Below are 26,739 nucleotides of genomic sequence, written 5' to 3'. Positions count from 1 at the left end.
AGACAAAGGAAAGCGCAAGACACCTTGCGCTTATTCGTTGCGATTTAATTCGAGCACTCAATCCAAGGAAATACCGGTTCTCCACTTTCGGGATGCGATAGCTCCACCGAACCGGTCAATACATCGACATATTTGTATGAAGCGCGTGCACGACGATTTCTTTTCTTGCGGACTTCCACCAAAAACACCGATGGATGAGTCTGCAAAATCATACCTTGGCACTCCATTACTTTCGAACGACCCATGTTCGCGCGAATACACACGATTGAGCCGGTCATGTCTTCGAGGACCGTGCGAATGTCGCCTTCTGCTTCGGCAAGACGATTCAATTCCATACTGAAAACCTCCTATATGACAAGGAACCAGTATAACACGGTCAGAAGACTTACAGAGTGTCCGGTCTATGAAGACACGACCAGACGAACGTCTTCCAAGGAAATGGCATCATCGGCTTTCACGGGGACTGCCCCATCGAGTTCTTGTCCGTTGAGAAATACAGGATACGAAAAATCCAAGATATCGAGGTACATGTCTCCGTCCTGCCTGTAAAGATGCAACTGCCGCTTAGCCACGCGACTCGATTTAAGAAAAACATCGTTGAAACCCGCCGATCCGATGTAGAGGGATCCGTTGTGGGAAATAAATTTCTTTTGCAGTCTGCCCTTTTTCCACAGTTCGAGAAAAATATCGCCCGCATGCTCACCGGAAAGTGCATTCTCAAATGATTTTTTGGATGGGACCTCGGCGATTTCTTCTCGCTCTTCCTCTTTTTCAACCGGGCTGATCGACATCTCGATGAAGCTATAGAGACATTCGAAACAGGTAGTTGCGTTTTCAACCGCACGCGCTCCGCAAATCGGACATGTTTTCATGATGCATCCTCCTGAAAAGTATTCGTTATGATCGTGTCACAAAGATTTATGTAGCTGCTGTGTCCGGCAGCCATTTCCAATACCGATCTTGCTCCAGGTTCGGAGACATAAAGTTTGCCCGGGAAAATATTCTTTACAACTCGAATCACTTTATTGTGTGAATCCAAAAATACAAGATCTATCGCAAAGCCCATTCCGACGGTATGTATCGCATTGCACGGAGAGAGAAGTAATGCATCTACCCCAAGCGGAAACTCCTTCATACCCAGCAGTCCTTTGAGCCGTGATATGAATGTCGTCGCTTGACGAACCCGCAACGTTACCGTCATGGCAGCACTCCGGCGAACCAGGCCGGAATATATGAATGCTTGATTCTCTTTATACTCAGCACCGTCTGGGGCAATTTTCCTTGGGTATATCTCATCTTGAACGGATAAAAAATGATTCCCGTCTGCACCTCCCTTCCCGAAGGAACAAGGGTTGAGGGAGACCCGAACACCGAACAAACAACCTGCACTTTCGAAGGCCAGGGATAGTCCAAAGCATTTTTCTTGATACCTTGGGTGGAAACATAAGAATTGGTATTCGACTGGTACAATTCACGCACGATCTCATTTCCCATCCGATCGCTTTTGGCCGCTATGCTGACGAACATAAAGAGATTGCAAGCGACTATCAAAACAAGCAGAAACGCCGGAATGACCGTGAAAAGCTCCGCGACCATTTGTCCGGAATCGCCATGATACGTATCGGATACGCTCGTCGCGCTTGGTTTCATATGCTTCACGACCCATCAGGTATTGCTGAAAGTACCAGCAATACATTACTTTTCAGCCACATGACCGATGTTTGGACTACCTGAGAATAATTGATATGGAAGGGAAGATTTATCGCATTTCCAGAAGCGGCTACGGGCAAAACATTGCGTATCCTACTCCCCGCATCGGTTTCATAGCCCGACACCGATTCGCTGATTACTTCTTTCAAACCCGTCGCATTCAGTCCGCCCGATTGTTCCAAAGCCTTTTTTGAAGCCCGCAGCGCAGTGAAAAACCTGCCTTCGGCATCAGGGCGGCTCGGATCTCCGATTGTCGCCGTATTGACCAAAAACGGTTTATAGGAGCGCATATCGGGTGGCTCCACGCCCGCAAGGGCGATGAGTTTCGACATGAAAGAATCAGCTATCGCTCCGATTCCCCAGGGAAGAGAAGAAAACATACGCGACAGACTTTTGTCCGAATTCGTAAACACTTGCGTGCATTTTACCCATATCGATGAAAGCGCACCGAACATCGAGTCATCCCCGTCGATCGAATTGTAGATGAGTCCGCCGAGCCGACCGGAATCTGAGCTCAAATAATTATTCGTCGTACTGACCCCTGCCTTAATATCGTATAGCCCCTTTGCCGGCATTATTTTAGACGCCGCCAGAGCAACCTGCGGACCGAGTTCCACGTTCTCTGTGTTGGTGATCTCAGAAAGGGTAAACCCCGGCATCGCGCGCCCACCGCTTGCATATGCGATGCATAGAATACCTCGAGAACCAGCAGGTTCATACGTGAGTCTGCCACCTTTTAAATACTTCTCGGCCGCTTTGAGCAACTCGTCGAATCCATTTCGGGTCCGCTCCTGCATTCCTTGCGACTTTTCTTTGATGAGAGCGCGAATTTCTTCATAGGATCGAATCGCCGAAGCTTCAGAGTTCCACGCTTCCAGAAAGCTCGATGAATTCTGACGCCACGACTGAACCGCAGCCCAAGAAAAAGGACGGCACACGGAGCACGGAGGATGATCCGCATCCCCATATACCGCAGAAATATCCACTGTTTGCAGTACCTCACTCGCGTTTGCAAGACCGCTGCATTCTTGGTCGCAATGGTACGCTTTACGCCGGCCCGTCTCATGTTCGAGCAAATACACTTGTTGTTCGCTCCAAACACGGTAGAGCTCATCGATGTCCACTTGAACCGATGTCATCGGTCCATCCGCCACCGGTTCCTCCCCGATGGCATCCTGCACCCGAGAACGAACCGAATCCGTCACAGACTTGAGATCGCGATTGTATATCTCTTCCAAACTCAACCGAGCGCTTTGTGATGACTCATCGATGGGGTTTGCGGAGTAACCGACTCCTTGCACCTGCGCAGCGACCTTTTCGAACTCTCCTTTGAAATCGGCCAATGACTGTGACGGATTCCAGCGTGCACGAGGCACACCGATTGCCTTGTAGATATCGGCGGAATAACATTCATCGATGGCAGTCTGAAGTTTTTCATCAAGAACTTTTAAATCTGTGGCATCCGTTTTGTTACTGTTCGATGTTTTCTCGATTGATGAGACGAGTTCTCCTTCCGTCTCGGAAAAATCACTGCGCGTCACCACTCCTTTCGCAGGGAACGGAATCGTAATTACGTGGTAGCTCGATTTATTGAATGAATCTCGTGCGGATGCGTTCTGAGCCACGAGATTCGAAGCATACCCCAAAGCGAGGTACGGCGCGGCATCGGATATCTTTTGCGCAGCTCCATAGACCGCATCGGAAAATTTTCGCCTTGCTTCGACGAAATCTTTATCAAACGCGACGGATCGCTCCAAAAACGGCGCCATTGCAGCACCCCCGACGGGTGCACCGACGACACTTGCCACACCTGCCACGAGGACGGTCGCGTGTATGACAAGTCCGAACAGGTTCAAAGACATCATCACCGCATCGATAACCTGTATGACACTTACTGTTTTTGCAATGGCATCCGCCGCACCGACCGCTCCCATGTCTGCCATGAACTGAACATCGGCAGATGACGAATTGACCCAATACCATTGCATGCTAAAGGCAACGAGAACGACGACGAGCACGATGGATACGACGACCGTCAGCGCAGTCGAACCCTCATCGTTTTTAAATAATCTCAGCATTTCGCATCACCTTCGAACCCCGACGATCAACGGTCCTTCCCCATACGAGGGGTCGACCTGCAACTGAGCGCCCCATATTTTCGTACTGGAGGAAACCACCAACAATCCGGCGGCATCTTTTTTCAAAGCCGCTCCCACAAGTGGCAGAGGCTTTTGTTTTATAGAGACGGATACTTTAAAAAAATCTGACCGGGGATTTCCATCCACGCTCACTTGGAGAGAGCCCGGTACATAAAATAAATCGGTTTGTGGCAAGGCGCTGAGCTTATCGGCGGCATATGCTTTAAGCAATGCCGAGTGATTCGCACCCCCGTAGGAAATATCGGTTGCCGCGACGCGAGCGACACACCCGACGGTATAGCCGACCATCATTTTCCCAATCAGCATCACCGCAGGTTGGAGAAGCATGAAAATCATGAGGCAAATTACAGAAATCACAATCGGGGTCTCGACCATGGCTTGACCCTCCTCTGCTCGAAAGACCCTAATGCATGAGAATGTCTTTTGCACCTTGTGCACTCCCTCCCATCGATGATGAATTTGAATAGGGCGCGGAGGTAAAAGTTTTTCCCAGCATAGAGTCCTGTCTTACCGCTTCTTCACGCCATCCGTGCCAAACACCGGCAAGTGCAAGAAGAATAATCGCAACCAAGAAGGATCCGATGAGGTATTCGAGAACCGCCTGCCCGGAGGACTCCTCAAGTCGTTTCATCTCGACGCCACTAGGTGATTAGTGAAATCTGGCTGGTTATCGACCCCCACAAGCCGGTGAGCGCTGCGTTGAATTTCGTCGCCAGTCCGATGGCTGCGATTACGACAACTGCAAGGATAATGAGATACTCAGATATTCCTTGCCCCGAATCTTCCCCGAAGTAAGACCTCAAATAATAATAGAGTTGCATGGTCCTTTCCTTCCTCTTCCAATGGATATGAACTTCCTTACCGTTTGCTAAGCACCCATATTTATTCCTTGCATCACCTCCATCAAAATCGGCCCCAAAAGCAAAATCAGCATTGCAGGTAAAATGCATACTCCGAGTGGGAGGAGGATTTTCACCGGCTTTTTCGCTATCTCCTCTTCAACCTTTTCCTTTCTATAGGCACGTATATCGCTCAACTGATCGTCGAGAGCAAGCGATAGGGGACTACCGAGATACAGCGCTCTTTTTATCGTTGCGATAAACCGGAAAAATATTTCCGAATCGATTTCCTTGGCGAGCTCGTCAAGCGCATCGCTTCGCGAGCGCACACCGGAAATGTAGGAGCGATAGGTCTTGCGAGAAGCAAGCGCGAGCGGGGCATCGAAACTATCGACATACGAACCGAAGGCTGTATCGAATGTCGCTCCGGCTTCTACTCCGAGAACAATCATGTTCATCATTCCGGCAAGATCTCGTTCATAGGTTTCTCGCTTTTTATCAGCAAGCCGAAGTAGGGCTCGATCAACCAATTGAGAGAAAAGAAACATCCCGCCGACACAGAAACAAATCGAGTAAAAGGATCCCAAAACAAGCCCGCATACTCCGATGACCACACCAAAGCCTGCCGAGCTCGCAGAAACAAGCGTGTTGTACTGACGAAAGGAGAGCGGGTCCATATACGAATGCAGGACACGCGATTCCTTTACCTTTTGCAGAGTCTCGGTTTGCAGCCCCTCCCGCACGCGAGCAAGAACTTCTACCGGAGCACCTATAACCGGATGATTTTCGAAAAAGCACAAAACGGCTTGGAGCGCCGCCATGACCTTCCGATGGGAGCAAGCACGTTCGCGATCCTCTCCGTGAAAGCCGCCATGGATTCGTTCGAGTGCCATGCCATGATATCGATGCTTCTCCGTATGATTTGAATACATCGAATGCACGAATAAACCAAAGAAAAGCGAGCCCGCAATTCCGAAAACAGTTGTCATCACATCAAAATGCATAGCCACGTCCTTTAGGAAATCGAAATTTTCATAATATTTCGGACTGCCAATAAACCGATGAGATCAAGCCCCACCGCGAAATAAAATAAGACCTTGCCCACAGGGTTTGCAAAGAACGCGGCAAAATACCCCGGCATGAGAAAATTCATAGCAACGACGAGAATGGGTGGAACGAATCCGACCACCTGGACCGAAAGTCGTCCTTGAGCCGTTTGCGTCTTCAAATTTTGCTCGAAAAGAAGGTTCTGCCTCATCTGAGAAGAAAACTCAGCAAGTACGTTTCGAATATTTCCTCCCGATTGATATTGAATTCTGATTGCAGCCGCCAGCGTATGGAGTTCGGGCCGGGAGGTTTCTCGAGCGCATTTTTCAAAGGCCTCATCGGCAGAAAACCCATAATTCACTAAAGCCACCATTTCTTTGATGATTCCGCCCATAGGCTCTTTGGCATTTTCACAAGATGCAAGAATCGCTTGGGAAAGCGAACGACCTGCGCTCAGCGAATCAGACAAGTCATCGGCAAAATCTATAGATTGCGTGCGCAACAATTGCGCTGTCTTTTCTGAACGCCTCGTTAAATAAAGCACTGAAATCACGTAGAATGTCACCAAAATCAAAAGACCAAAAAGTGCATGACGCAAAATAATCGATAACAACATGACACAAGAAATCAGCACCAACGACCACTTCAGCAAGGTCCCACCTTCAGCATCGATATTGGCACGAGAGAGAACGCCATCTACATAGTGTTCCCACGTGGCCGGAACCACTCTTTTGCCGGGGAATATTTCGGGAAGTCGCTCGAGAAGGGAAACGAGTACAGAAATGTTGCGCACGCCTACGGTCGGAGCATCCTGATCGGCTCCGTTGGAAAATGTGCTCCCTGCGCGTAAAAGCGAAGATTTTTTCATCTCGTTATTGTGCAAATAAGCTGCCAAAAACCGACCGCAAAGAAACCCGGCGAAAGTTATGCAAATGACGAACAAAATACCGCACGCTACAACTGTGAAACCCATCGATCCACCTCCGAATCCGAAGCAATTCCCTTGACAATGAACTCTTGCATAAGCTTCTCATTGCAAGAAAAGTCCCAATGTCCTTGGATTTTTCCTTCGAGAGTTTTTCCTTCTTGAACATAGGAGCAGATTCGTTCGAGCAAACATGCGTCTTCCGAAACTCCTTTCACAAGAGCAATTTCAGTGATTCTTCGCACTCCATCCGCGAATCTGCTTTGATGGACGATAACATCGAATGCCGAAGCTATTTGCGCGAGTATCTGTGTATGCGGCAACTGAGCGCCATACCCGACCATGGTGATGAGCCTTCCCGCCGCCTCATCAGCAGAATTCGCATGAAGAGTCGTCAGCGAACCGTCATGTCCGGTGTTCATCGCTTGGAGCATCTCGAGTGCCTCCGCACCGCGAACTTCACCGACGACGATTCTGTCCGGACGCATCCTCAGACTGTTTATCACCAATTCCCTGATAGTAACCGCGCCCTTCCCTTCGAGATTGGCCGGCCGGCTCTCCAGACGGATCACGTGCGGATGGCGTTCGAACTTCAGCTCCGCGGAATCCTCTATGGTGATAATTCGCTCATGAATGTCGATTGCATTGGACAAGGCATTGAGCAACGTGGTTTTACCGGAACCGGTGCCCCCCGTCACTGCGATATTCTTTCTTGCCTGCACCAACCAAAGAAGCAATTGGGAAAGTTGAGGAGACATCGTACCGAGACGAGTAAGCTCTTCGAAATCAAAAATCTCATCCCGAAATTTACGAATCGTCAAAATGGGGCCGTCCAAAGATAAGGGCGGAATAACCGCATGGACACGATGCCCCTGCGGCAGACGCGCATTCACCATAGGTGTGCGCTCATCGATTCTGCGCCCGAGAGGAGATATAATCCTGTCGATAATCGTACGAACCTCTTGATCGTTCTTAAAAGAAAAACTTGATTGGTAAAGACGTCCATCGCGTTCGAAGAATATTTTCTTTCCGCCGTTGACCATTATTTCTGTAACCGAAGGGTCATCGAGTAAATCATCGATTGGACCGAACCCGAGAATTGCCGAAATGACTTTTCCGACGACTTCACCGCGTCGTGCCGAATCGATAATTTTGCACGGTGGCTTGACGGTTATCTCATGTAAAATATGCTCCAATTCTTTTCGAGCTCCCGTTGGGTTCTCGACAATCAGACTTGCGATTTTTTGAGACGGGATTATTCTGTAGAGCTCATTCGTCACAATATCCACAAGCGAATTTTTCAAATCGGGCTTGTCATCATGCTGTATACGCCCGAGCAAAGTGTTCATTTCCATAACCACCTCGAGTTTTTATGCATAGCCGACCGCATGTTCTCAACATTCCTAACCGAAATTCCCATTTTCCCGGCAAGATGTTCATAAAGCACCTGAATACCGTCATCTCGCTTGAGCATGAGTTCCAAGGCCTCGGCAATATTGCCGCCTTCGAATATCATTGAGAACTCTTGCGGAGCATTTGCGATGGGAATCACTTTCTCGACGTCGATTCCGGATGCGATGTCATTTTGCGATAATCCTCGGCTTTGCATTCTATTCGCCACAAAAATGAACTGCTTAGCAGGAATTCCGAGCTTTGAACAAAGCCCCAGCAATTGAACGGTCGCGCGCATTGAAACGATACTCTGCTCACAAACACACACGGCCTGATCGCTCACATCTAGAACTTCTGCATGAAATAGCGTCCAAAATGCGCCCGTGTTCACCAATACGAGATCATATTCACGTCTGATGGCAGCGATGCATGTACGCACAAGTCCATTCAGAAGCTCTGCCTTTTCAGGAGCGGGATCAGGCGCGAACAGGGTGAGATTCTCATGAATCGGTCGACCATACCGAGCGACGGAAGAGACAGTCGCTGTAATACCTTGCATCATTTCCAGAATAGTCGGGCCCTGTATTCTATTGAATAAGAAGCCGAGATCGCCGAATTGCAAATCGAAATCGACGAGAGCCACGTTCACCCCATCGGAAGAAAACTGCTCCGCCAACAAGCACGCAATGGTCGAACGTCCGCACCCACCCTTTGCACCGACGAAAGTCACAACGTTTCCCCGCTTCCCGAGCTCCTCCCCTCGTTTCCGAGCAAGTCCTGCTGTTTCGGGGACATACAGTCGGGATCGAGAGACTCTCTCAATCGCAAGGTTGAGATCTTCTTCTCTACAACCTTCCTCAACCGCAGCGCTTGCACCCGCAAGCATCGCTTTATTCACCAGCCCATCGTCACGGTTTGCCAAAATGGCGATGACTCGCATGCCGGTGAATTCATTGCGGAGAGCATCGACGAGATTGAGCGGTGCGATGTCACCCACCGTATTTCCAACAATCGCTATACCCTCTCGGCGGCTTTCCTTGGTGTTGAGCGCTTCGAAAAGTTCTGCACCACTCGAATAGAAGTGGACCTCACCGGGTCCTCTCTGTTTCGCGAGAAATTCCAAGCGGGATCGTTCCCGCGAATCGGAGGTTACAATCGCAATTATCTCGCTCATTTTTCTGTCCTCGGCGCAAGTTCGATTGCCGAGGTCGCTTCCACCAGTGACGATAACTTGGCATCGGAGTTTTTCGGCATGACGATATAGGTCGCGTTCGCCGATGAAGCGGCGGCTACCTGCGCAACAAGTTCGTCGGGAATCGACAGTGTTATCCATGTGATATCCGGAGCCGAAGAAGACCCGATCAACGTGCCGCTTCTTTTTGAATCGGTTTCCGTACTCGAGACCAAGACCTCGACATGTTCAGCCAAAATACTCGTACGATCGGTGTCCGAAGTATCCAAGAGCGTCACATACATTCCCGCTTTCGCCTGCCCTCCGAGCGCACGTACGGGGTCGGTCTGCAGCGTAATCGCGGTACACCCTTCCGGTATTTCATCCATTTTGTTCGCATTATCTTTTACGCGAAGCAAGGAAATCGGCTCGCCTTTTACGATATGTTCGCTCGCCCTCTTATTTCGAATAGCGAGTCGATTACGGCCAAGCACCGCTTTTTCGGGAAGGAGGGAAGCCACCCACGACTTCGTCTTTATTTCTTTATCAGATATGAGTTCGCCGGCCTTGATGTCTTTTGTCGCAACGCAGACTTCGACGATATCGCCCCCATACCTCTCAAAAAGGATGCGATTATCGCGTTCGGAGGAAGTCGTGATCCCCCACACGAATCCACCGGCTGCGACTAAAGCACACAAACCGAAGACCACACCGAGCGTCGCACGCTTATCAAGAGCCATAACCGCATCCTTTCATCGAGTACAGCCATGATGCCATGGACAGCTTTCACACCTCTGAATCTTTTCTGTGCGGTACCTTAACAATTGATGAATTCTCGGGGATACTGGAAAGCACGAGAAAGGTATGCCTCCATGTCTTACACGAAAATAATGAAATCCCCGCTCGGCCCGCTTGTTATCTCTGCAAGCGAAAAAGGGATTACCTGTCTTGATTTTTTTGTAGGTGGGGATACCGAGCTTACTCAAGATTCGGCTGAAGCAAACTGCTGGAAAAATAGCGGGACCGCCACTGAAAAATATCACGTAGATCGGGCGATCTCGCAGCTCGAAGAATATTTCTCCGGGAAGAGAACGGAGTTCGATCTCGATCTCGATATAACTACCGGCACCGATTTCCAGCAAAAAGTCTGGCAGGCACTCACGACCATCCCCTACGGCGAGACTGCAACCTATAAAGAAATCGCAGAGAGAATCGGGAACCCGAAGGCTTGTCGCGCCGTCGGAGGAGCCAACAACAAAAACCCCATCGCCATCGTCGTACCCTGTCACCGCGTAATCGGCAGCAATGGAAAATTGATCGGCTACGCCGGCGGTCTTTCGAAAAAGGTAGCGCTTCTCGAACGGGAGCAACGATAGCGTAAAGTCACAAAATAAGCCCCACACAAAAAGTGCGGGGCTTATGCAGTTCTTAGCTCAGCTTACAGTGAAAATACTAGTTCTACGGTAACGCTTATTCGGCACTGTCGTTCGAAGCGACAACGGGCTCCTCGGACGACAATGCCTCCGGATGCACATCGTCTGCCGGGGCCGGTATCGCCGATGCTTTCAAGCGATTGTAAAACTCCGCCTCGCCGATCTGCATGTAGGGCCCGACCCAAAGCATGGCAAGACCGAACGTCACGATACCGAGTAGAACCCAGAGGAAAAAGCTGAGCTGGAAAACGAACAACTCGAATTTGTGACCGCGCATCATATCGCTCGAAAGTTTCAGCGTCTCATCGTAGGTCAATTCCGGATTCTCCAAGTAAATGTAGTAGACCATCGCATAGCGATACTGCGCGATGATTCCGGGAATGATAAACAGCAAAGACCAGAGAAAAATCTTCACCAACGTCACAAAAACGAGTCCCGCTACATGGGCGAAATCCTTAAATACACCGAACACATCCGACGTCGATTGTTGCTCGCCTCTCAACGCAGCAAGCGACATCTTCACAAAGCCTATCCGGAGGACACCGGCGATAATGACGATCACGAAATTAAAGACCATGCTGCTCAACCACATTCCCGCCGTCGGGTTCACAGCGGGTTGCGAGGAGCTGAAAATTGCCTCGTACAAACCAACGAACGTCGTAGTGATGAGCGTCAGTATCAAATACGCCAACACCATGGTCGACGTCTGCGCACGCAACGCAGATTTCGCCGTTTTCTTAATATCTGCCCTGTTGAGCGAATCCATATCGTGTTCTCCTCTGCGCCCTTTGCGGGCGCGAACGGTCGTGTGCTTCTTCGGTGCGCTCGGTCGTATCTCTATATCGTCCAATTTCCCTCTCGGAAAATTGCAATTTCTTCGCCTTGCTCCGTCGTGCCGATGATTTCGAGATCGGCGGTACCGAACATGAAGTCGACATGCTCGAGCGACTGGTTCATCCCCTTTGCGAGGAGCTCGTCCTTGGTCATACTCTGGCCGTTTTCAATCGACTCCGGATAGCTTTCACCGAGCGCCAAGTGACAGGCGGCGTTTTCATCGTAAAGCGTGGTGAAAAAGAGTTTTCCGGTGTTTTGCACGGTCGAATCGAAAGGCACCAGCGCGACCTCACCCAAATGCTTCGCTCCTTCATCGGTGGCCAAAAGATGCTCGATGATCTCGGCACCTTTATCCGCAGAAAAATGTGCGACCTTGCCGTCTTTGAATTCGAACCTGAGGCCCTCTACGAGCACGTTGTTATAAAAGAGAGGCTTGGAGGCCACGACCACACCGTCGACCTTGTCACGATGCGGAGCGGCGAAAATCTCCTCACTGGGCATATTGGCGATAAACGGCACGTCGTTCGCACCGTTTTCTTGCGAGCCGGCGAAATGATACCCCTCGGGGAGGCCGAGGGTCAGATCGGTTCCCAAACCGCTCTTGAAGTGCAACTCGGTGAAACGAGCCTCGTTAAGCTTATCGCGATACGTGTTGTTTCGAGCAACATGTGCATCCCATGCGGCGATGGGATCTCCTTTAAGGCAGCGGGTGCAAAGCAGCACATCATACCAGAGAGCAGCGAGCCCCTCGCTTTGCGAAAGCTCAGGATAAACGAGTGAGGCCCAAGGAATCGTCGCGACACTTGCTATATTCCAACGAACGACCCCCTTCATACGGGCATCGCTCATCTTTTCGGTTGCTTTCATGCGCGCGACGCGACTGGCGCCGAGTTTCTCGGGATCGAGACCGACCGGCGGAGGAAACTCGGTATCGAGGTGCAAATAAACCGCGTTCTCATTCGCATAGTCGTTGTATGAATCGGCAAACCACTGCGGGATATCGGTGAGAGTTTCCTTCTCGGCGTAACGAATGCGCAGCTCGCCGCCGGGGATGTCGTTCCAGCGCGTGATGACGTCTTTTGCGCCGGCTTCATAGGCTTGGCGCATGACCATTCTAGCGAGCTCGGCACCCTCGATCGGCGCGCTCAATATCAGCGTTTGTCCGGCGTGGAGGTTGACCCCGCGCACGATGAGAAGCTTCGCATACTCTTGGAGACGTTCATTCAAATTCGAAACTGCTTTTTTCATCATTATCCTTTCTAAAAAATTACATCGGATCCGTCGTAAAAAATTCTAAATATCCACGCGAAGGCGGAATTCATACAATGCCACATCTTTACTATAAGAGAATGAGTCGATATGTGCAGCAAATGACGACGATTCCTGGGGAAACGACAAATAAAAAGCACCCGTGAAGGCGCTTGAAAGTGCAGTGGCGGGAGTAACGGGGTTCGAACCCGCGACCTCTGGCTTGACAGGCCAGCGCTCTAACCAGCTGAGCTATACCCCCGTAGAAGGCATCGCCGTCAATAAAAGAACAGCGAATGAAAATGATACCGTGTTGCGCCATAGATGTCTAGTTTGTATGAAAAAAAATGAAAAATACTTTCCCTCGTCTATCCACGAAAAGGCCGCGGACAGGTATACTCATCTGCATGAAATCATTGAAACTTTCCCTGCTCATTGCGCTGAGGTTCCTCAAGTCGGAACCGGTTCAGTCGTTTTTCATCATGGGCGGTATCGCCATCGGCATAACCACGCAAATCTTCGTCGGGACGCTCATCATATCGCTACAAAATTCTCTCATAGACCAAACCATCGGCACAAGTCCGCAAATCACCTTGCAAGCTGCGAAGAATTCCGACCCGATCGTCCTGAACGCCCATTTGAAAAACGCCCTCGGCATAAAGACCATCGCGCAGTCCTCGATCCTCCCCGTCAGAACGACCACGACCCTCTACAGCAATGACACCGAATCCACCTCGCTCTCACTTATCGGAGGCACGCTCAAAGATCTCGACGGCGTTTACCGTGTCACCGACCACCTGATCACTCCGAAGGCGAAGTTGGGCACCACAGACATCTTTCTGGGAAAAGACTTCGCAACTGCTCAAAACGTAAAACTCGGCGATAGCATTGTGTTGAGAATGCAAACGGGTGGCACCCAAACGTTTACCGTCGCCGGCATCTTCGACATCGGATCGGCCGTGTTCAACGAGCGACAAGCATTCGCAAACGGTGAGACCGTCCGGCACCTGCTGGGTTGGCGCAGCGATGAGTATAGCGCCGTCCAGGCTCAATTCATCGATCCGTTTACTTCGAAGGATACCGTAGCTTGGCTTAAAACGCAGTTTCCCGAATTGAAGATAACCGAATGGCAGGGACAGAATGCAGATTTGCTCAAAGGGCTCACCAGCCAATCCATGTCGAGTTATCTCATACAAGGTTTCGTGCTGATTGCGATAGCCATAGGTATCGCATCGACGCTTGCCGTCGCGGCTGTGCAGAAAATGAAGCAGATCGGCATTTTAAAGGCGATGGGCATGTCGGATAGAAATGCCGGGGCAATTTTCTTCTTCCAAGCGCTCGGACTCGGAATCGGAGGATCGACGATGGGTCTCATCCTGTCTTTCCTCGCCGTCAAAGCGTTCGGTCTCATGCCTGCAACCTTTACCATAGTTCTGCAACCGGGGCTCATGGTCGGCTCTTGGATCATCGGCATTCTCGTCGCAATGCTCAGCTCCGCGGTACCGATCGTCAAAACGACTCGTCTCGACCCGATCGAGGTCATTCAAAATGGATAATGCACAAAATAACGCAAGCGTTTCACGCGAGCTCATACGGACCGACCATCTCGAAAAAACCTATGGCGAGGGATCAAACGCAACGCACGCGCTCAAAGATGCCAACATCACCATCCATGAAGGGGAATTCGCCGCGATCATAGGGCAATCGGGTTCGGGCAAGTCGACGCTGATGAATATGATCGGCCTTCTCGACACACCGACATCCGGCGAAATATTTCTCCGAGATAAGCCTCTTTCGAAACTATCGAAAATCGAGAAATCGGCGTTGCGAAATCAGATGATAGGATTCGTATTCCAGTTCCATTACCTACTCCCGGAATTCACCGTTTTCGAGAATGCGCTCATGCCGTTGCGAATCGCGCAAAGAGATACTTCCGATGATGCCGTTCGCCGCGTCGAGGAAATTCTCGACCTGCTCGGCTTGAAAGGCCTCGAGCATAAGAACGCCAACGAGCTTTCCGGCGGGCAAAAACAGCGCGTCGCCATCGCCCGGGCACTCGCGAACCGCCCCTCCTTGATTTTGGCGGATGAACCGACCGGCAACTTGGATTCGAAGAACACGGAGACCGTCTACGACCTTTTCCGCGAAATCAACAAAGAGTTCGGTACGGGATTTGTGTTCGTTACGCACGATTACACCATCGCCCGACGCGCAGACCGTATAATCGAAATTGCCGACGGAGTACTTGTCGACGATAAAAACAAGGCATAATGAAACGTAGCCAGCCTATTTCCGATGTGTGATTTTCACGATACCGAGGAGCACTCCCGTGTCTGCCTTTTTTCAGCACTACCACGTTGCAATCATTGTCGTGACGGCAGTTGTTGTATTTCTCTTACTTTTCCTTTATCGTGTCGTGTCCGAAGCCAAGGATCTGTGCATCCGCCACATTCGACTCAGAATTCCCGATCTCGATCCGCGCCTCGAAGGATTCAAAATATTCTTCGGAGCCGACATCCACGCCGGCCTGCCTTTACGCCATAGGGGAATGGCAAACCTCGTCACGTTCATAAACGAACAACATGCCGATGTCATTTTGCTCGGTGGCGACTACGTCGGCGGGCACTTCCGCGGCAACGAATATTTCTATCCTGCCATCAAAAACCTCGAGGCACGTTATGGGACGTATGCCGTCATGGGCAATCACGACTATTGGGAAACCGAGGCGGATGCCGATCGTCTCATGGCCGAGGCGGGAGTGACACTTCTGCGCAACGCCAATATACGTTTCGAGCACAACGGGGCAGGAGTCAATATAGCCGGCGTCGACGATTTATGGGCGGGAAAGCCGAACCTCGAGGAGACGGCCACCGGCATCGACCAAAATGAATTCGCCATCATGATCAGCCACAATCCCGATATATTCGCCGACGGTTTGCCCAACGACAATCTCGGCGGATTCGACCTGGCGCTTGCCGGCCATACCCATGCGGGACAAATCACCGGATTCGGCAAATGGGCGTACGCACCGACAGATCACGGGAAACGCTATCTGAAAGATTGGCGAATTGAAGACGACGTGCCGATACTGGTCACCAACGGAGTCGGGACCATCGGATTCCCCATCAGGTTTTACGCCCCTGCAGAAATCCACATCATCGAGCTGTCGAGGGGCCCACAAGAAATCACCAACCTCGACGAAGGCGAATAATCAGTATCAGGCTGGAAAACCTGACCCGCGGGGGTTCAGGGCATCTTGTGCGCGCAAGGCACGCAAATGGCACGAGACGCCCGAGCAGACGGGTCTGACACATGCGCTTGTCAGAGCAGCCACCCTATGACGAAAGCTCGACCTTGAGCCGCTTACCAACCGCCGTCGCAGCACGCTCCAGAGTGGAAAGCGACACCGCCGGATTGGTCGGATCGAGCAGCCGGTCGAGGGCAGGCCTGCTCGTCTTCATGCGGTGAGCCATTTCCGACTTGGTGAGTAATCTTCTGAGGTGTCATTGATTCAGCATAGGAACTTCCGCTCTGTTGCTGGCTCCATACAGCTCACCATTCGCTGTCCAAACCTCGACCCTATTGAGGTCTTTGATCTGCTCGCCGATTAGCGAGTGAATGGCCATCGCAGTTTGCTTGAGCTCTCCCTCAGTTACGTTGTTCGTTTGGACCGTAACCTTGACCGTGTCCCATCCCGCATCCTCGAAGCTGACGATGAAGGGAACAAGAGTGTCCTCCACGCCCCCCAGCTCACCCAGCTTGTCGATCGAATCAACTCCGAAGGCCGCTAGGTAGGCCGTTTCAGTACGCTTGGCGAGGTCGCTGGTGCTCGCCGCCGATGGCGTTGGTTCGTCTGGCACGGGGCTGCTCTTTGCAGCCTCGCCTGGTTCTGGCGCGGGGCTGCTCTCTGCAGCCTTCTCCAGTTCCTTCGTCGGAAATGTGTGATAGGTAATGACTATCTTCGCGCCTTTCGGGAATCTGCTGTCGGCGTCGAACTCAGTCTCGCCGTTGACAGACACCCGTTCGACCTCTCCATCCTTTGTCAACCAGCCAGTGACCAAGTCATCCATCGATGTTGTATCAATGCTGGCGAAACCGGCAGACTTCAACTTGGTCACTACGTCCTTGTAGTTATCGCCCTTAAGGTCACTAGACGATGCTGGCATCGCGATTGTGTCGCTCGGCTCGTTGGGCGTACCAGGAATAGCCAGGGCAACAACAAACAAGAGGGCGACCGCACCGACAGCAACCCAACGACCTATTGGGTGTCGACGCCACCATCTTCCCAATCGGTAGCTCCAACTGTCGGAGTGAACCCCTGCTTTCGTTCCTGAGTCGCTCACTGCTTCCCCCTTTGCCTCGAAGATTCCGAATGCTCTACGATCTCGGTGCCATGAACCGGTGTCCGCCTAACGTATTTGCGCATCAGTTGCGCGCCCATCTTCTTCCATCATTCTAACGCTTGCCGCGTCTGCTGCATGCGCTGGTTAGTCTGACCGCGCCGAGACGTACTCGACACCTTCCATCCCCTCGAAGTGCCCATCCTGGGTCCAGAACGTGGCGCTGTTGGCACGAGCGGCCGATAGGATGATCGCATCTGCCATCGGGATTCCTACCTCGACGCTCAACCGGGCAGCAGCCAGCGCTGATGATGCGGTCAGATCAACGACGCTGCCCTGTTGCATGAGCGCGACAGCCTGAAGCGCCGGACCCTCACCGCGCTGTTGCAGGACTCGCTTGAAGACCTCATATATGCTCACGCTGGGCACGATGAGTTCATCGATCGCTTCAAGCGCGACCGCGAAGAAGCCTGCGTTGGGCCCTGCGGTGAAGAACTCGAGCCACCCTGATGAGTCGACGACGTTCACAGTCGATCCTCATCGCGCGGAACGGTGGTGTCGATACCTGCGAGGAACCCGCGCATGCTTGCAATCGGGCGTACCGGTACGAACTCGACGCGGTCGCCGTACTCGATGGCTTGCACCTGCTGGCCCGGGTGAAGGTCGAGCCTTTCGCGGATTCTCTTGGGGATAACAACCTGGAACTTGGGCGAGATTGTGACCGTCGTCATGACGTACTCCTTATCGATACCAATATCGTACAACTCACAGTATATCGTTGGGAGACCCCTGTTGCAAGGCGACGCTGACAGGGTTCAGACTAGCGCGATTGCGCATCAGCTGCGGCTCATGCGCCCTCAACAAGTCTAGCGCTCCTGGCCGTCAGTTGGATGCGCTTGTTAGGTGGCCCGTCACTGGGTCGAAGCCAGCCGGAGGGCACTCAAAGACACTCATGTCGGTGCTGAGCGCAGCCAGTGGGTAAATCTGCATGGCGAGCCGCCTGCAGATGAAATACGCGGACAGCGCGTCACCATACGAGAACATGTGAGTGTCCTTTGGGTGATCGAAATCGTGCTTCGCCGAGTTGTTGATGGGTGCGAAACGACGAGCCTGCCCGTACGTTATCTCGTCCAGTGCGGCCTCAACCGACTTCTCGTGAAGCAGAGCGCCAAAGGGCAGGCGCGGCCTGCGACCAACGCGCTTCAGTAACGCCTCGATGTGGGCGGCGCTCTCCACGACAACTGACCTGGCAAGCCACGATGCATCTTCACGCACCATCATCAGATGGGCGGATGCGTACTGAAGCGGCCGGAATACCTCACGGTCGCTAATTGTGTAGCGCCCCACACCTTGACCTGGCATGTTGAGGGTGCCGCCGCCGAATCCGGGCTGCGCAATGGTGAGAACGCTTGGGCCAGCTATGGCGTAATCGAAGCCAGTGAAGACCGCGAGGTCTAGCTTGCTGCCAGGGTACATCGCATGAATGATCTGACACTCTGAGTCCGAGTAGAGCTCGCTCAAGAGTTCTTGAAGCGTCTGCGAATGCAAGTCTCCCCCTGGTCCACCTAACGTGTTGCGCATAACGCGCGAGCGATGCGCCTCTCTTAGTACGATAACCTCGTGCGAGTCGTGTTGATGCGCTTGTTAGGCAGCCGCGCTTCCAAAATGGCCATCTAGTATCTGCTTCGATACGAGCACCTCGTACAGTGTCGAGACGCCCTCAGAGTCAAAGCCCTCGACACGTTCACACGCCAATCCTATTTGGGCTGCAATCTTGTCAGAGAGAATGCGATTTCGAACATTTGACAGGCGTTCAATGAGAAGAAACGCCTCTTGCGGGGAAGTCGAGCGCTTCTTGGCCGAGCCGAAGTAGTATTTGATTGCTGCGGGAAGGCCGTTGACGTCTGTCGCAAAACGCACCGACACGAGATAGAGATCCAGCAGTTCGTTCTTAGTGAACTGATCTTCTAGCCAGGTGGCCAGCAGTATCTCCATCAGCTTGCGTCTTGCCGTCTTGCTGTACTCCTCCACAAGTAGTGTCCGCGCCAACTGCATCGTCAGCGTCGACGCGCCACTTCGACTAGCGTGGTGCGACCTTCGATAGCAAGCGAACTGGGAGAGAACTGCTCGCCCGAGAGCCCGGAGATCCACACCCCCATGCTCGTAGAAGCGATTGTCCTCCAACGCCACTACGAGCTTCTTGGGCCACTTCGATTCAAAACCCAAGCGCCGCATCTCTGACACCGCTAGCTTGCCTCGAAAGAGAACGCCGGCGAAGTCAGTAAGGAGCCGAATCCTCAGCAGGCCCGCAATGATGTAGATAATTCTCAACCGCAGAGTCTCGTGGATATCAAGCAATCTTTGGCGGAAGAGGACTCCGAGAACGGCACAGACCAGCACGGCGCTGATCCACCAGGCGATGACTACATGAGTTTGTTCGACGGTGAATTGAAGGTCACGAAGGAAGAAGTAGCACCCGCCGGTGATGATCGCGCACACCACCCAGAACGGGAAGGCGGCTGGCGAGCCCCATCCGGGAAATAGCCGAATGGCAAAGGGATTGGTGGCTCCCTCGATTCTCCAGTTCTGGAGCGTCAGCTGGAGGTGCGTGTAGTCGAGACCAAGCGCACATCTCAACGTCACGACTTTCCTGGAGCTGAGCACAATCGTCTTCTGTATCTCAGCAAAGAACATCAGCAGGACCGCCAAGATGGCCGACGCCGCGACAGTGATAAACATCCGCTGTGGTTGGCTAAGACTCCCGAGCGCGGGAGGCGATGACGCGGCTAGAAGCGAGCCAACAATCGTTGATACTGCGAGGAGCACATTCGCGAGTTGCCCGTAGAACTGGGACTGGTTGCCCGCTTGGCGCAACGACTCTTCGAGTTCGACGAGCGCAACATCCCGGGCTTCAAGCGAGTAGCGCCCAAAGTACTTTTGAAGCGGCCCAACGTCGTCGCCCACTCTGCCCGCCCTTCGGTCTGCCTAACGCGATTGCGCATCAGCTGCGCGCCCATCTTCTTCCATCATTCTAACACTTGCCGCGTCTGCTGCATGCGCTGGTTAGAGCAGCGCCCACAGACCTTGATACCTGAGACGGCCACGTCCCGCAGGTGGCACGATCCCCAGACCCTCCATCGCACCCACGCTGCTCCGCGCCGCGCACTTGCCGGATCGTGAGACGAAAAGGCGCATCGCTCCCGGCCACATCGCGACGACCGATCTCTTGCCGAGGACTTCCGGTTCGTTCCCCCCGTAAACCTTGATGCTTTGACGCCGAGAAGATCACGCGTCGCTCTAGCGTGTTGCGTATAACCTGCGAGCCAATGACTTCCACCAAGTCTAGCGCTTCTGCGCGGCTGCTGAATGCACTTGTTGGGCGCCCGACCAGGACTATTCAGCCATCGCATTCGATTTGCCAAGCGCGTCCAGCATCTGGTCGTAGAGCGATTCGAAGTCCGGCCACGGACGCACGACCCAGCCAATCTGCCGCCCGGCAGTCAGTGTCAGCAGGTGGATTTCGCCACCGATGCCGACTCGATCGTCGACGGGCAAGTTGTCATCCAGCGCCCGAGCGCTCTCGATCAGGCTGACGATCACAGCGCAAATATCCGGCTCATCCACCATTTCGCCGGCAATCGTTATCAGCTCATCGAGCGCGGGCTTGATGCCAATCCCATACTCAAGCCGCTCACCGATGAAGTCATTCGTAGAACGAAAGGCGTAACCGACGTAGGCGTCTTCACCAGGCGAGTATCCGAAATGGTAGACGGTTGAAGTCCCTGGAGCCCCGATGCGTGACCATATCTGCCTGAGGCGATCAGGAGCGATCTCATTCATGAAGTCCATGTCACGAGCGATCAAATTCGACTGGATGTCCACGTACCAGTCGAGTGGTAGCTGGAAGACCCCAGTGCCGCAAATCACGGCCCCAAGGTGAGGCAGCATGAAAGCCTTTGACGCATACTTGTGAGGCGACTTGTCATCTGGCAAGACCGCGAGCGTATCCATCCCAATGACGACGCTATCCTTGCTGAATACGAACATCAACGCAGTCACAAGACCTCCTTGGGTGCGCCCAACGCGATTGCGCATCAGCAGCGCGCCAATGCCTTGCTTTCAGTCTAGCGCCTGCCGCGTCTGCTGCATGCGCTTGTTAGGCGGATCGTCTGGCGTCAGTCTGCACCGACGGCAACCGTCTCAAGCTCCCCGTTCTGGAAGCGGAAGCTGATATCGCGATAGGCCAGCCTGCGCCACTCAAGTCCACCGTCATCACTTTGGTAGTCATTCACTGGACTGCCATAAGCCGCGAGAACTTCATCCGGCGAACTTGCCCAGGACATGCCCTTGTCCATGTCTCCGGCAAACCGCGAGTATTCCGAGTGGTCGCCTGTGCCCGCATAGAAGAACACCGCGCCTACCGTCATGCTGGGCTTGATGAAACTAACCTGTATGCCTGCGTCGAAGTAGTTGTAGAACACAACAGCTGACTCGCCATTCATCTCTGGGAAATCCTCTTGTGAGGCGGGCTCTCCCAGGACGGCACTGACTTGGGATTCGGTGGCTCCGATTCGAATGTCACCCCACCCATCAGTCTTGAGGAGGGAATTCTCGACCGGGGTCGCAGAAGAGGACAGGTCAGGACTGGAACTCTGACCCGCATCGGATTGGTCACTGGCGCCACTGCAACCCTGCACCAGAAGACCGAGAACCAGACCGATAGAGAGCACGGCAACGCTACGGACAAATCCCCTCATACCAAACCTCCCGATTCCGCCTAACGTATTTGCGCATCAGCTGCGCGCCCATCTTCTTCCATCATTCTAACGCTTGCCGCGTCTGCTGCATGCGCTGGTTAGAGCAGCGCCCACAGACCTTGATACCTGAGACGGCCACGTCCCGCAGGTGGCCCGATCCCTATACTCTCCATCACACGCACGCTGCTCCGCGCCGAGCACTCGCGGGACCGTGAGACGAAAAGGGCGCTTCGCTCCCCGGTCACATCGCGACGACCGATCTCTTGCCGAGGGCTTCCGGTCCGTTCCCCCCGTAAACCTTGATGCTTTGGCACCGAGAAGATCACGCGTCGCTCTAACGTGTTGCGCATCAGCTGCGCGCCGATGCCGTCCACCAAAGTATACCTCTTGCGCGTCAGCTGCATGCGCCTGTTAGGTAGGCGGGTGCAGGCCTAGTCGAGGTAGTAGGTCTCCTTGCACCGACCACAGAAGACGTCACTTAGTGACGACTGAACGAGCTTGGACACCACGCGATCTCGCTTGTAGCAGCCGAGACAGACTGGTCCCGTCTTCGAGCCGTCATCCTCTTGAACGTAGTAGGACAGTCCCTCCCTGTGAAGCTGTGAGTCCATCGCGAGTTCGTCCTCGAGTTCAGCCACACGATCACGGAGTTGTCGGTTCTCGTCGAGTATCTGAAGGACCTGCTGCTGCGTCTCAATCAACATCGCAACGTCACCGACCCGGTTAGCGGCGTTTGCTAGGTCGAGTGCAACCTGCAAGCCGTCTTTGATATTTGAGACCGTCGACATTTGCCCCCCTTGTCCAACCCGCTCTACCTAACTGCTGAGGCATAAGCTGCGCGCCTCAGGGCTTCATTCTAGCCGAGGACTTATGCGCGTCAGCTTGATGCCTTGGTTAGGCAGGTGAGCACGCCGGAATCATCTGACCAAGAACGCCAACGCTGCTATCGGCAAGCCACCCTACTTGGTCTCCTTCTTCCAGTCGCCGCGCGAAGCGGAGGCATCTCCGAGCTTCACCATGAAGGATCCGGAACACTGGTAGATCTTGCCGCTGTTAACAAGCTTGAATCCAGGCAGGAAGTCATCTTGCCACCAGGCCCCGGTGTCTGGCGTCCACAGTTCGGCCATCGCACGAGTGAGTGCCCATGCCCCATCCTCCTGGTTGTCGGGGGAAGCCCAAGCAGAAGTGATGTCGACAATGACCACCTTCTTCTTTGCATCGTATGCGAGCTTGTCCACGCTCTCGACGTTGTCATCATCTTCCAGAACAGTCAGCAGCTCAGCTCTGCCCTCTGTGAACGCCGAGCGGAAGGCAGCCTCCTGAGTGTTGGGTGCCTCGACGGCAACGGGTTGCGCCGCGGCGGGCTCAGCCGGTGCCGCCTGAGCGGCAACAAGTTGTGCCTTCGTGTCTACAAGTTGTCGCGAGAGTGCGTCTCTCTCTCCTGTTCCCGTGGCCAACTTCGAGTTGGATGCGGCGAGATCCCGCCGCAAGCCCGAGATGGTTGAGGAGTTACCGACTGAGGACAATGTGGCGCCAAGAAGCAGCGCCACCGCACCCAAGACCCACGGGTTGCGGAAGGACATCCCAGCCTTCCGCTCCGCCACAGGAGCCTCATCCGTGGGCATGCTGTTCACATCATCATTCATGATTCCCCCAAGCCTAGGCCGATCGATGCTCTCTGAGTGGCAGTGGCTACGTCCCAGCTCGCACCCTGCCTAACGTATTTGCGCATCAGCTGCGCGCCGATGCCGTCCACCAAAGTATACCTCTTGCGCGTCAGCTGCATGCGCTTGTTAGAGCAGCGCCCACAGACCTTGATACCTGAGATGGCCACGTCCCGCAGGTAGCCCGATCCCCATACTCTCCATCACACGCACGCTGCTCCGCGCCGAGCACTCGCGGGACCGTGAGACGAAAGGGCGCTTCGCTCCCCGGTCACATCGCGACGACCGATCTCTTGCCGAGGACTTCCGGTCCGTTCCCCCCGTAAACCTTGATGCTTTGGCACCGAGAAGATCACGCGTCGCTCTAACGTGTTGCGTATAACCTGCGAGCCGATGCATTCCACCAAAGTCTACCTCTTGCCGCGTCTGCTGCATGCACTTATTTCGCGACGCTCAGTGGTTTGATACGTGCCACATCGTCCTTGATAGCCTGAGAGGCATCCCATAAATCGACCGCTTGCTGGGCGTTGAGCCAAAACTCGGGCGAGTTGCCGAACAGCCGAGACAGTCGCAACGCCATTTCGGTAGTCACCGCGCGGCGCTCACGGAGCAGCTCGTTAATCGACTGCCGAGAGACGCCCACGGTCGTCGCAAGTCCGGTGACGGTCAACTCGTAGTCCGGCAGGAAATCCTCACGCAGCATCTCACCGGGATGTGTGGGACGACGCTTCATCTGTCCTGTGTTGGCGATATTCATATCACACCTCATCTCAATGGTAGTCACAGACTTCGACTTCGTAGGCATCCCCATCGATGAACCTGAAACACATGCGCTTGTCAGAGCAGCCACCCTATGACGAAAGTTCGACCTTGAGTCGCTTCCCAACCGCCGCAGCAGCACGCTCCAAAGTGGAAAGCGACACCGCCGGATTGGCCGGATCGAGCAGCCGGTCGAGTGCAGGCCTGCTCGTCTTCATACGGTGAGCCATTTCCGACTTGGTGAGGTTGCACCGCGCCATCTCTTGGGATATCTGGAAGGCGATGACCCGCTTGACGGCGGTCGCCTCCGCACCCTCAAGCAGACGCTCATCTCTCAGGTAGTCGTCGAAGTCGCTGCCGATGTGTTCCTTCTTCATCCGTTTCACTCCTTTCGCAGGTCCGCGAGCCGCTGTTGTGCGGTCTTAAGGTCGGCCGGTGGTATCTTCTGGCTCTTCTTCACGAAACCGTGGAGGAGGGCCATGACGCCGTCACCCACCGTGAACAGCACCCGGGCGATGCCGTCCGGGATGTGAGAGCGGATCTCCCAGAGCCCCGGTTCGAGCTTGCGGATGAGCGGCATGCCGAGCGGCCAGCCGTACTGTGCAGTCTTGATGTCCTGACCGATAGCCTTGCGGTCCTCGCGTTTGAGACCCGAGAGCCACTCACGAACAGGCTCGTTCCCAGCAGCCGAGCGGAAAAACCGCACGGACAGGATAAAGTCTCTGCTCTCATCATCAACCATGCAAGGAGTGTACCACTTTTGGTGCAATTCGCAAACACGGCCGAACGAGCAGAGAGTGCGCGACCGAATAAGATGCGCGGCACATCGGGGGTCGACAGCGCGTATAAAACATCGGAATAGAAACATATCCACTCAACCTATGTGCAACTTGTAGAAAAATAGTGCGCGCTTCATGAGGTGTATTGCAGTCGGCTTTGTGCGCCCGAATACTTGTTAGTGCGCATGGAAACGAACCTTTTAAGTGAGCACGCTGTTGCCCATGAGAAAGAGATTAGAGGTGTCATCATGAAAGAAAGAAGAATAATCAGTATCGGGCTAGGAATCATAATGTTTGGCGCCTTGGCGCTGGCGAGCACAGCTAAAACGATACCTCCGACAACCGGAGCCGCATCTAATCCGAGTACCATCACCGTAGCAAGCGCTGCGGCCGATACCGCTTCGACGAGCCCGAAGTCTTCGTCTAAGTCGAAATCAACGAAAAAGAAGACGACGACTAAAACGGCGAAGGCGTCGAGCTCCGCATCGGGATCCGGTGCCCTGACGAGCTCCTCGACGAACACGTCAAGCAAAATAATCGGACATTGTCCCGTCTCGGGTACTTCGTGCACCACCTCGACGAACTCGAACGTCTCCGGATGCCACGCGTAAGCTTTCTCGACAAGGGAATGTTCGACAAAAAAAGAGGACCTCAGCGGTCCTCTTTGTATTTCGGGTGGTGGGCGATACAGGATTTGAACCTGTAACCTTGTCCTTGTAAGGGACCTGCGCTCCCGTTGCGCCAATCGCCCAAGTGCCGGTAGTGGATGGATGGTGCCCCCAACGGAATTCGAATCCGTGTTGCCGCCTTGAAAGGGCGGAGTCCTTGGCCGCTAGACGATGGGGGCCTTTTGCAGACTTCGACTTCGCTACCTCGGCAGTCGAACAAGCCTAACCATTCTAACAACGCATTACCCGGATTTCAACCGAAAAATAATTATTCCTCGTTATCGGGCGCCATATCGTTTGAGGGCGAAATAGCCGAAAGCGGCCGCAACGAGACTCGCAAGCCCTCCGATGAGAATCGGCATCCTCCCGCCCATCGTATCGGCAATCCAACCGAGCAACGGCGCACCGACCAGTGTGGCTCCACCTGCGACGACCGTTTGCAAAGAAATAACCCTACCGTGCATATCGGATTGAGCCTCGATTTGCACAATCGCATTTGCGGCGGTCAAATAGAGGATGCTCCCCATGCCCACCAAAAATACGGCAGGTATGGCGAAGAGAACTCCGGGGACCGCCGAAAGCAAGAGCATCGAAATTCCCAAAGCGACGGCACCGATGATTATGTGGTGCATGCGCACCATGCTCCTGCGCGCGACGATAAAAGCACAGATGACCGCCCCGACACCGAAAACCGAATACAGCACGGTGAACACGCCGGCGGTACTGTGCAACGTGTCAGTCACGAAGAGGGGAAGCGTTACGTTGAAACGAGGAGGTATCAGAATCGCTTGAGTTCATCGGTCTTCGCTCGGCAGGCCGTGCAGTTCTATGCTGAATGGCTCAGCGGACTTGACATCCTCCCCGCCGTGAACAGACGGGGATTCCTACGGCGTTCAGGCGTATGCTTGAATCGCTTCGGCGGGTTCCTGATTCATCGAGAAGTCTGGTTGCACTATCTCTCCACAGGCTAGTACGGCCTGCCCGGCCGCTAAGATGTTACATGCTGCATTTACG

The 26,739-nt window shown here is 53.5% G+C and carries 35 protein-coding genes and 3 tRNA genes; 6 read left to right on the top strand and 32 right to left on the bottom strand.

The genetic code is table 11. The features are described from left to right. Positions 1-44 precede the first annotated feature (44 nt). The 13 genes from JJE36_03795 to JJE36_03735 all read right to left on the bottom strand — a co-directional run bounded on the left by JJE36_03795 (position 45) and on the right by JJE36_03735 (position 9,983). A complete protein-coding gene (locus JJE36_03795) occupies positions 45-335 on the bottom strand; it encodes a Veg family protein (protein ID MBK5211417.1) in 291 nt (96 codons plus the stop codon). A 66-nt stretch (positions 336-401) separates the two neighbouring features. Next, complete coding sequence (locus tag JJE36_03790; protein MBK5211416.1) at positions 402-872, bottom strand: FHA domain-containing protein; 471 nt, start codon at positions 870-872, stop codon at positions 402-404. Beyond that, positions 869-1,201, bottom strand: a complete 333-nt coding sequence (locus tag JJE36_03785; GenBank protein MBK5211415.1) for a DUF192 domain-containing protein — start codon at positions 1,199-1,201, stop codon at positions 869-871. The genes JJE36_03790 and JJE36_03785 overlap by 4 nt, the downstream gene beginning before the upstream one ends. Further along, on the bottom strand, positions 1,198-1,659 hold the full coding sequence (locus tag JJE36_03780) for a hypothetical protein (GenBank protein ID MBK5211414.1): 462 nt from the start codon (positions 1,657-1,659) through the stop codon (positions 1,198-1,200). The genes JJE36_03785 and JJE36_03780 overlap by 4 nt, the downstream gene beginning before the upstream one ends. Beyond that, entirely contained in the window at positions 1,656-3,788 is a 2,133-nt protein-coding gene (locus JJE36_03775; GenBank protein ID MBK5211413.1) for a hypothetical protein, read from the bottom strand. Before JJE36_03775 ends, JJE36_03780 begins: the two co-directional genes overlap by 4 nt. A 6-nt stretch (positions 3,789-3,794) precedes the next feature. Then, positions 3,795-4,244 (bottom strand): hypothetical protein, encoded by a 450-nt coding sequence (locus JJE36_03770; protein ID MBK5211412.1) that lies wholly within the window; start codon positions 4,242-4,244, stop codon positions 3,795-3,797. A 28-nt stretch (positions 4,245-4,272) separates the two neighbouring features. Then, positions 4,273-4,500 (bottom strand): hypothetical protein, encoded by a 228-nt coding sequence (locus tag JJE36_03765; GenBank protein MBK5211411.1) that lies wholly within the window; start codon positions 4,498-4,500, stop codon positions 4,273-4,275. A 10-nt stretch (positions 4,501-4,510) separates the two neighbouring features. Beyond that, positions 4,511-4,690, bottom strand: a complete 180-nt coding sequence (locus JJE36_03760) for a hypothetical protein (GenBank protein ID MBK5211410.1) — start codon at positions 4,688-4,690, stop codon at positions 4,511-4,513. 47 nt (positions 4,691-4,737) lie between these two features. Next, entirely contained in the window at positions 4,738-5,601 is an 864-nt protein-coding gene (locus JJE36_03755; protein ID MBK5211409.1) for a type II secretion system F family protein, read from the bottom strand. Positions 5,602-5,723: 122 nt separating this feature from the next. Next, positions 5,724-6,728 (bottom strand): type II secretion system F family protein, encoded by a 1,005-nt coding sequence (locus JJE36_03750; protein MBK5211408.1) that lies wholly within the window; start codon positions 6,726-6,728, stop codon positions 5,724-5,726. Beyond that, positions 6,710-8,035 (bottom strand): CpaF family protein, encoded by a 1,326-nt coding sequence (locus JJE36_03745; protein MBK5211407.1) that lies wholly within the window; start codon positions 8,033-8,035, stop codon positions 6,710-6,712. The genes JJE36_03750 and JJE36_03745 overlap by 19 nt, the downstream gene beginning before the upstream one ends. Next, positions 8,026-9,246 (bottom strand): AAA family ATPase, encoded by a 1,221-nt coding sequence (locus JJE36_03740; protein ID MBK5211406.1) that lies wholly within the window; start codon positions 9,244-9,246, stop codon positions 8,026-8,028. Before JJE36_03740 ends, JJE36_03745 begins: the two co-directional genes overlap by 10 nt. Then, entirely contained in the window at positions 9,243-9,983 is a 741-nt protein-coding gene (locus JJE36_03735) for a hypothetical protein (GenBank protein MBK5211405.1), read from the bottom strand. The genes JJE36_03740 and JJE36_03735 overlap by 4 nt, the downstream gene beginning before the upstream one ends. A gap of 132 nt (positions 9,984-10,115) precedes the next feature. Between JJE36_03735 and JJE36_03730 the strand changes: the two genes are divergently transcribed. Continuing rightward, positions 10,116-10,619, top strand: a complete 504-nt coding sequence (locus JJE36_03730) for a methylated-DNA--[protein]-cysteine S-methyltransferase (GenBank protein ID MBK5211404.1) — start codon at positions 10,116-10,118, stop codon at positions 10,617-10,619. Between the two features lie 94 nt (positions 10,620-10,713). Here JJE36_03730 and JJE36_03725 read toward each other — a convergent pair whose 3' ends face one another. The 3 genes from JJE36_03725 to JJE36_03715 form a co-directional block, all read right to left on the bottom strand. After that, positions 10,714-11,526: a DUF975 family protein gene (locus JJE36_03725; GenBank protein ID MBK5211403.1), complete on the bottom strand. Its 813-nt coding sequence runs from the start codon at positions 11,524-11,526 to the stop codon at positions 10,714-10,716. After that, positions 11,514-12,758, bottom strand: coding sequence for an aminopeptidase (locus tag JJE36_03720; protein ID MBK5211402.1), 1,245 nt, complete (start codon positions 12,756-12,758; stop codon positions 11,514-11,516). Before JJE36_03720 ends, JJE36_03725 begins: the two co-directional genes overlap by 13 nt. A 185-nt stretch (positions 12,759-12,943) precedes the next feature. Continuing rightward, positions 12,944-13,020 (bottom strand) — tRNA-Asp (locus tag JJE36_03715). A gap of 145 nt (positions 13,021-13,165) precedes the next feature. On the opposite strand from JJE36_03715, the gene JJE36_03710 reads away from it, so the two are divergent. From JJE36_03710 to JJE36_03700, 3 genes are read left to right on the top strand one after another with little or no spacing between them, the layout of a single operon-like run. Then, complete coding sequence (locus JJE36_03710; GenBank protein MBK5211401.1) at positions 13,166-14,314, top strand: ABC transporter permease; 1,149 nt, start codon at positions 13,166-13,168, stop codon at positions 14,312-14,314. Continuing rightward, positions 14,307-15,029 (top strand): ABC transporter ATP-binding protein, encoded by a 723-nt coding sequence (locus tag JJE36_03705; GenBank protein MBK5211400.1) that lies wholly within the window; start codon positions 14,307-14,309, stop codon positions 15,027-15,029. The genes JJE36_03710 and JJE36_03705 overlap by 8 nt, the downstream gene beginning before the upstream one ends. Before the next feature lie 58 nt (positions 15,030-15,087). Continuing rightward, positions 15,088-15,969 carry a metallophosphoesterase gene (locus JJE36_03700; protein ID MBK5211399.1) on the top strand — a complete coding sequence of 294 codons (882 nt, stop codon included), beginning with the start codon at positions 15,088-15,090 and terminating at the stop codon, positions 15,967-15,969. Positions 15,970-16,093: 124 nt separating this feature from the next. Here the strand turns inward: JJE36_03700 and JJE36_03695 are convergent, their stop codons facing one another. The 13 genes from JJE36_03695 to JJE36_03635 form a co-directional block, all read right to left on the bottom strand. Beyond that, positions 16,094-16,231 (bottom strand): XRE family transcriptional regulator, encoded by a 138-nt coding sequence (locus JJE36_03695; protein MBK5211398.1) that lies wholly within the window; start codon positions 16,229-16,231, stop codon positions 16,094-16,096. A gap of 30 nt (positions 16,232-16,261) precedes the next feature. After that, the gene (locus JJE36_03690; protein ID MBK5211397.1) at positions 16,262-17,101 is read right to left on the bottom strand and encodes a hypothetical protein; all 840 of its coding nucleotides are present in this window, start codon (positions 17,099-17,101) and stop codon (positions 16,262-16,264) included. Positions 17,102-17,245: 144 nt separating this feature from the next. Then, positions 17,246-17,626, bottom strand: a complete 381-nt coding sequence (locus tag JJE36_03685) for a type II toxin-antitoxin system VapC family toxin (GenBank protein ID MBK5211396.1) — start codon at positions 17,624-17,626, stop codon at positions 17,246-17,248. Beyond that, the gene (locus tag JJE36_03680; protein MBK5211395.1) at positions 17,623-17,829 is read right to left on the bottom strand and encodes an AbrB/MazE/SpoVT family DNA-binding domain-containing protein; all 207 of its coding nucleotides are present in this window, start codon (positions 17,827-17,829) and stop codon (positions 17,623-17,625) included. Before JJE36_03680 ends, JJE36_03685 begins: the two co-directional genes overlap by 4 nt. Positions 17,830-17,980: 151 nt before the next feature. Next, complete coding sequence (locus JJE36_03675) at positions 17,981-18,646, bottom strand: hypothetical protein (protein MBK5211394.1); 666 nt, start codon at positions 18,644-18,646, stop codon at positions 17,981-17,983. Positions 18,647-18,742: 96 nt separating this feature from the next. Beyond that, a complete protein-coding gene (locus JJE36_03670; protein ID MBK5211393.1) occupies positions 18,743-20,062 on the bottom strand; it encodes a transglycosylase domain-containing protein in 1,320 nt (439 codons plus the stop codon). Between the two features lie 429 nt (positions 20,063-20,491). After that, a complete protein-coding gene (locus tag JJE36_03665; GenBank protein ID MBK5211392.1) occupies positions 20,492-21,157 on the bottom strand; it encodes a hypothetical protein in 666 nt (221 codons plus the stop codon). A 116-nt stretch (positions 21,158-21,273) separates the two neighbouring features. After that, a complete protein-coding gene (locus JJE36_03660; GenBank protein ID MBK5211391.1) occupies positions 21,274-21,855 on the bottom strand; it encodes a hypothetical protein in 582 nt (193 codons plus the stop codon). Between the two features lie 431 nt (positions 21,856-22,286). After that, on the bottom strand, positions 22,287-22,643 hold the full coding sequence (locus JJE36_03655; protein ID MBK5211390.1) for a hypothetical protein: 357 nt from the start codon (positions 22,641-22,643) through the stop codon (positions 22,287-22,289). A 171-nt stretch (positions 22,644-22,814) separates the two neighbouring features. Next, the gene (locus JJE36_03650; protein MBK5211389.1) at positions 22,815-23,501 is read right to left on the bottom strand and encodes a hypothetical protein; all 687 of its coding nucleotides are present in this window, start codon (positions 23,499-23,501) and stop codon (positions 22,815-22,817) included. A 457-nt stretch (positions 23,502-23,958) separates the two neighbouring features. Beyond that, a complete protein-coding gene (locus JJE36_03645) occupies positions 23,959-24,276 on the bottom strand; it encodes a HigA family addiction module antidote protein (protein ID MBK5211388.1) in 318 nt (105 codons plus the stop codon). A gap of 94 nt (positions 24,277-24,370) precedes the next feature. Beyond that, a complete protein-coding gene (locus tag JJE36_03640) occupies positions 24,371-24,655 on the bottom strand; it encodes an XRE family transcriptional regulator (GenBank protein ID MBK5211387.1) in 285 nt (94 codons plus the stop codon). 5 nt (positions 24,656-24,660) lie between these two features. Continuing rightward, on the bottom strand, positions 24,661-25,020 hold the full coding sequence (locus JJE36_03635) for a type II toxin-antitoxin system RelE/ParE family toxin (protein ID MBK5211386.1): 360 nt from the start codon (positions 25,018-25,020) through the stop codon (positions 24,661-24,663). Positions 25,021-25,305: 285 nt separating this feature from the next. On the opposite strand from JJE36_03635, the gene JJE36_03630 reads away from it, so the two are divergent. Beyond that, entirely contained in the window at positions 25,306-25,668 is a 363-nt protein-coding gene (locus JJE36_03630) for a hypothetical protein (GenBank protein MBK5211385.1), read from the top strand. A gap of 65 nt (positions 25,669-25,733) precedes the next feature. Here JJE36_03630 and JJE36_03625 read toward each other — a convergent pair. From JJE36_03625 to JJE36_03615, 3 genes are all read right to left on the bottom strand, one after another. Then, a tRNA-Val gene (locus JJE36_03625) sits at positions 25,734-25,808 on the bottom strand. A gap of 20 nt (positions 25,809-25,828) precedes the next feature. After that, positions 25,829-25,904, bottom strand: a tRNA-Glu gene (locus JJE36_03620). A 99-nt stretch (positions 25,905-26,003) separates the two neighbouring features. Continuing rightward, positions 26,004-26,468, bottom strand: coding sequence for an MFS transporter (locus JJE36_03615; protein MBK5211384.1), 465 nt, complete (start codon positions 26,466-26,468; stop codon positions 26,004-26,006). Between the two features lie 45 nt (positions 26,469-26,513). Here JJE36_03615 and JJE36_03610 point away from each other — a divergent pair, with 45 nt between their 5' ends. Further along, on the top strand, positions 26,514-26,696 hold the full coding sequence (locus JJE36_03610; GenBank protein ID MBK5211383.1) for a hypothetical protein: 183 nt from the start codon (positions 26,514-26,516) through the stop codon (positions 26,694-26,696). Positions 26,697-26,739 lie beyond the last annotated feature (43 nt).

Source organism: Coriobacteriia bacterium (assembly GCA_016649875.1).
GTDB lineage: Bacteria > Actinomycetota > Coriobacteriia > WRKU01 > JAENWW01 > JAENWW01.
The sequence above is the reverse complement of the archived record's forward strand: the minus strand, read 5'-3'. Positions and strand labels throughout refer to the sequence as shown.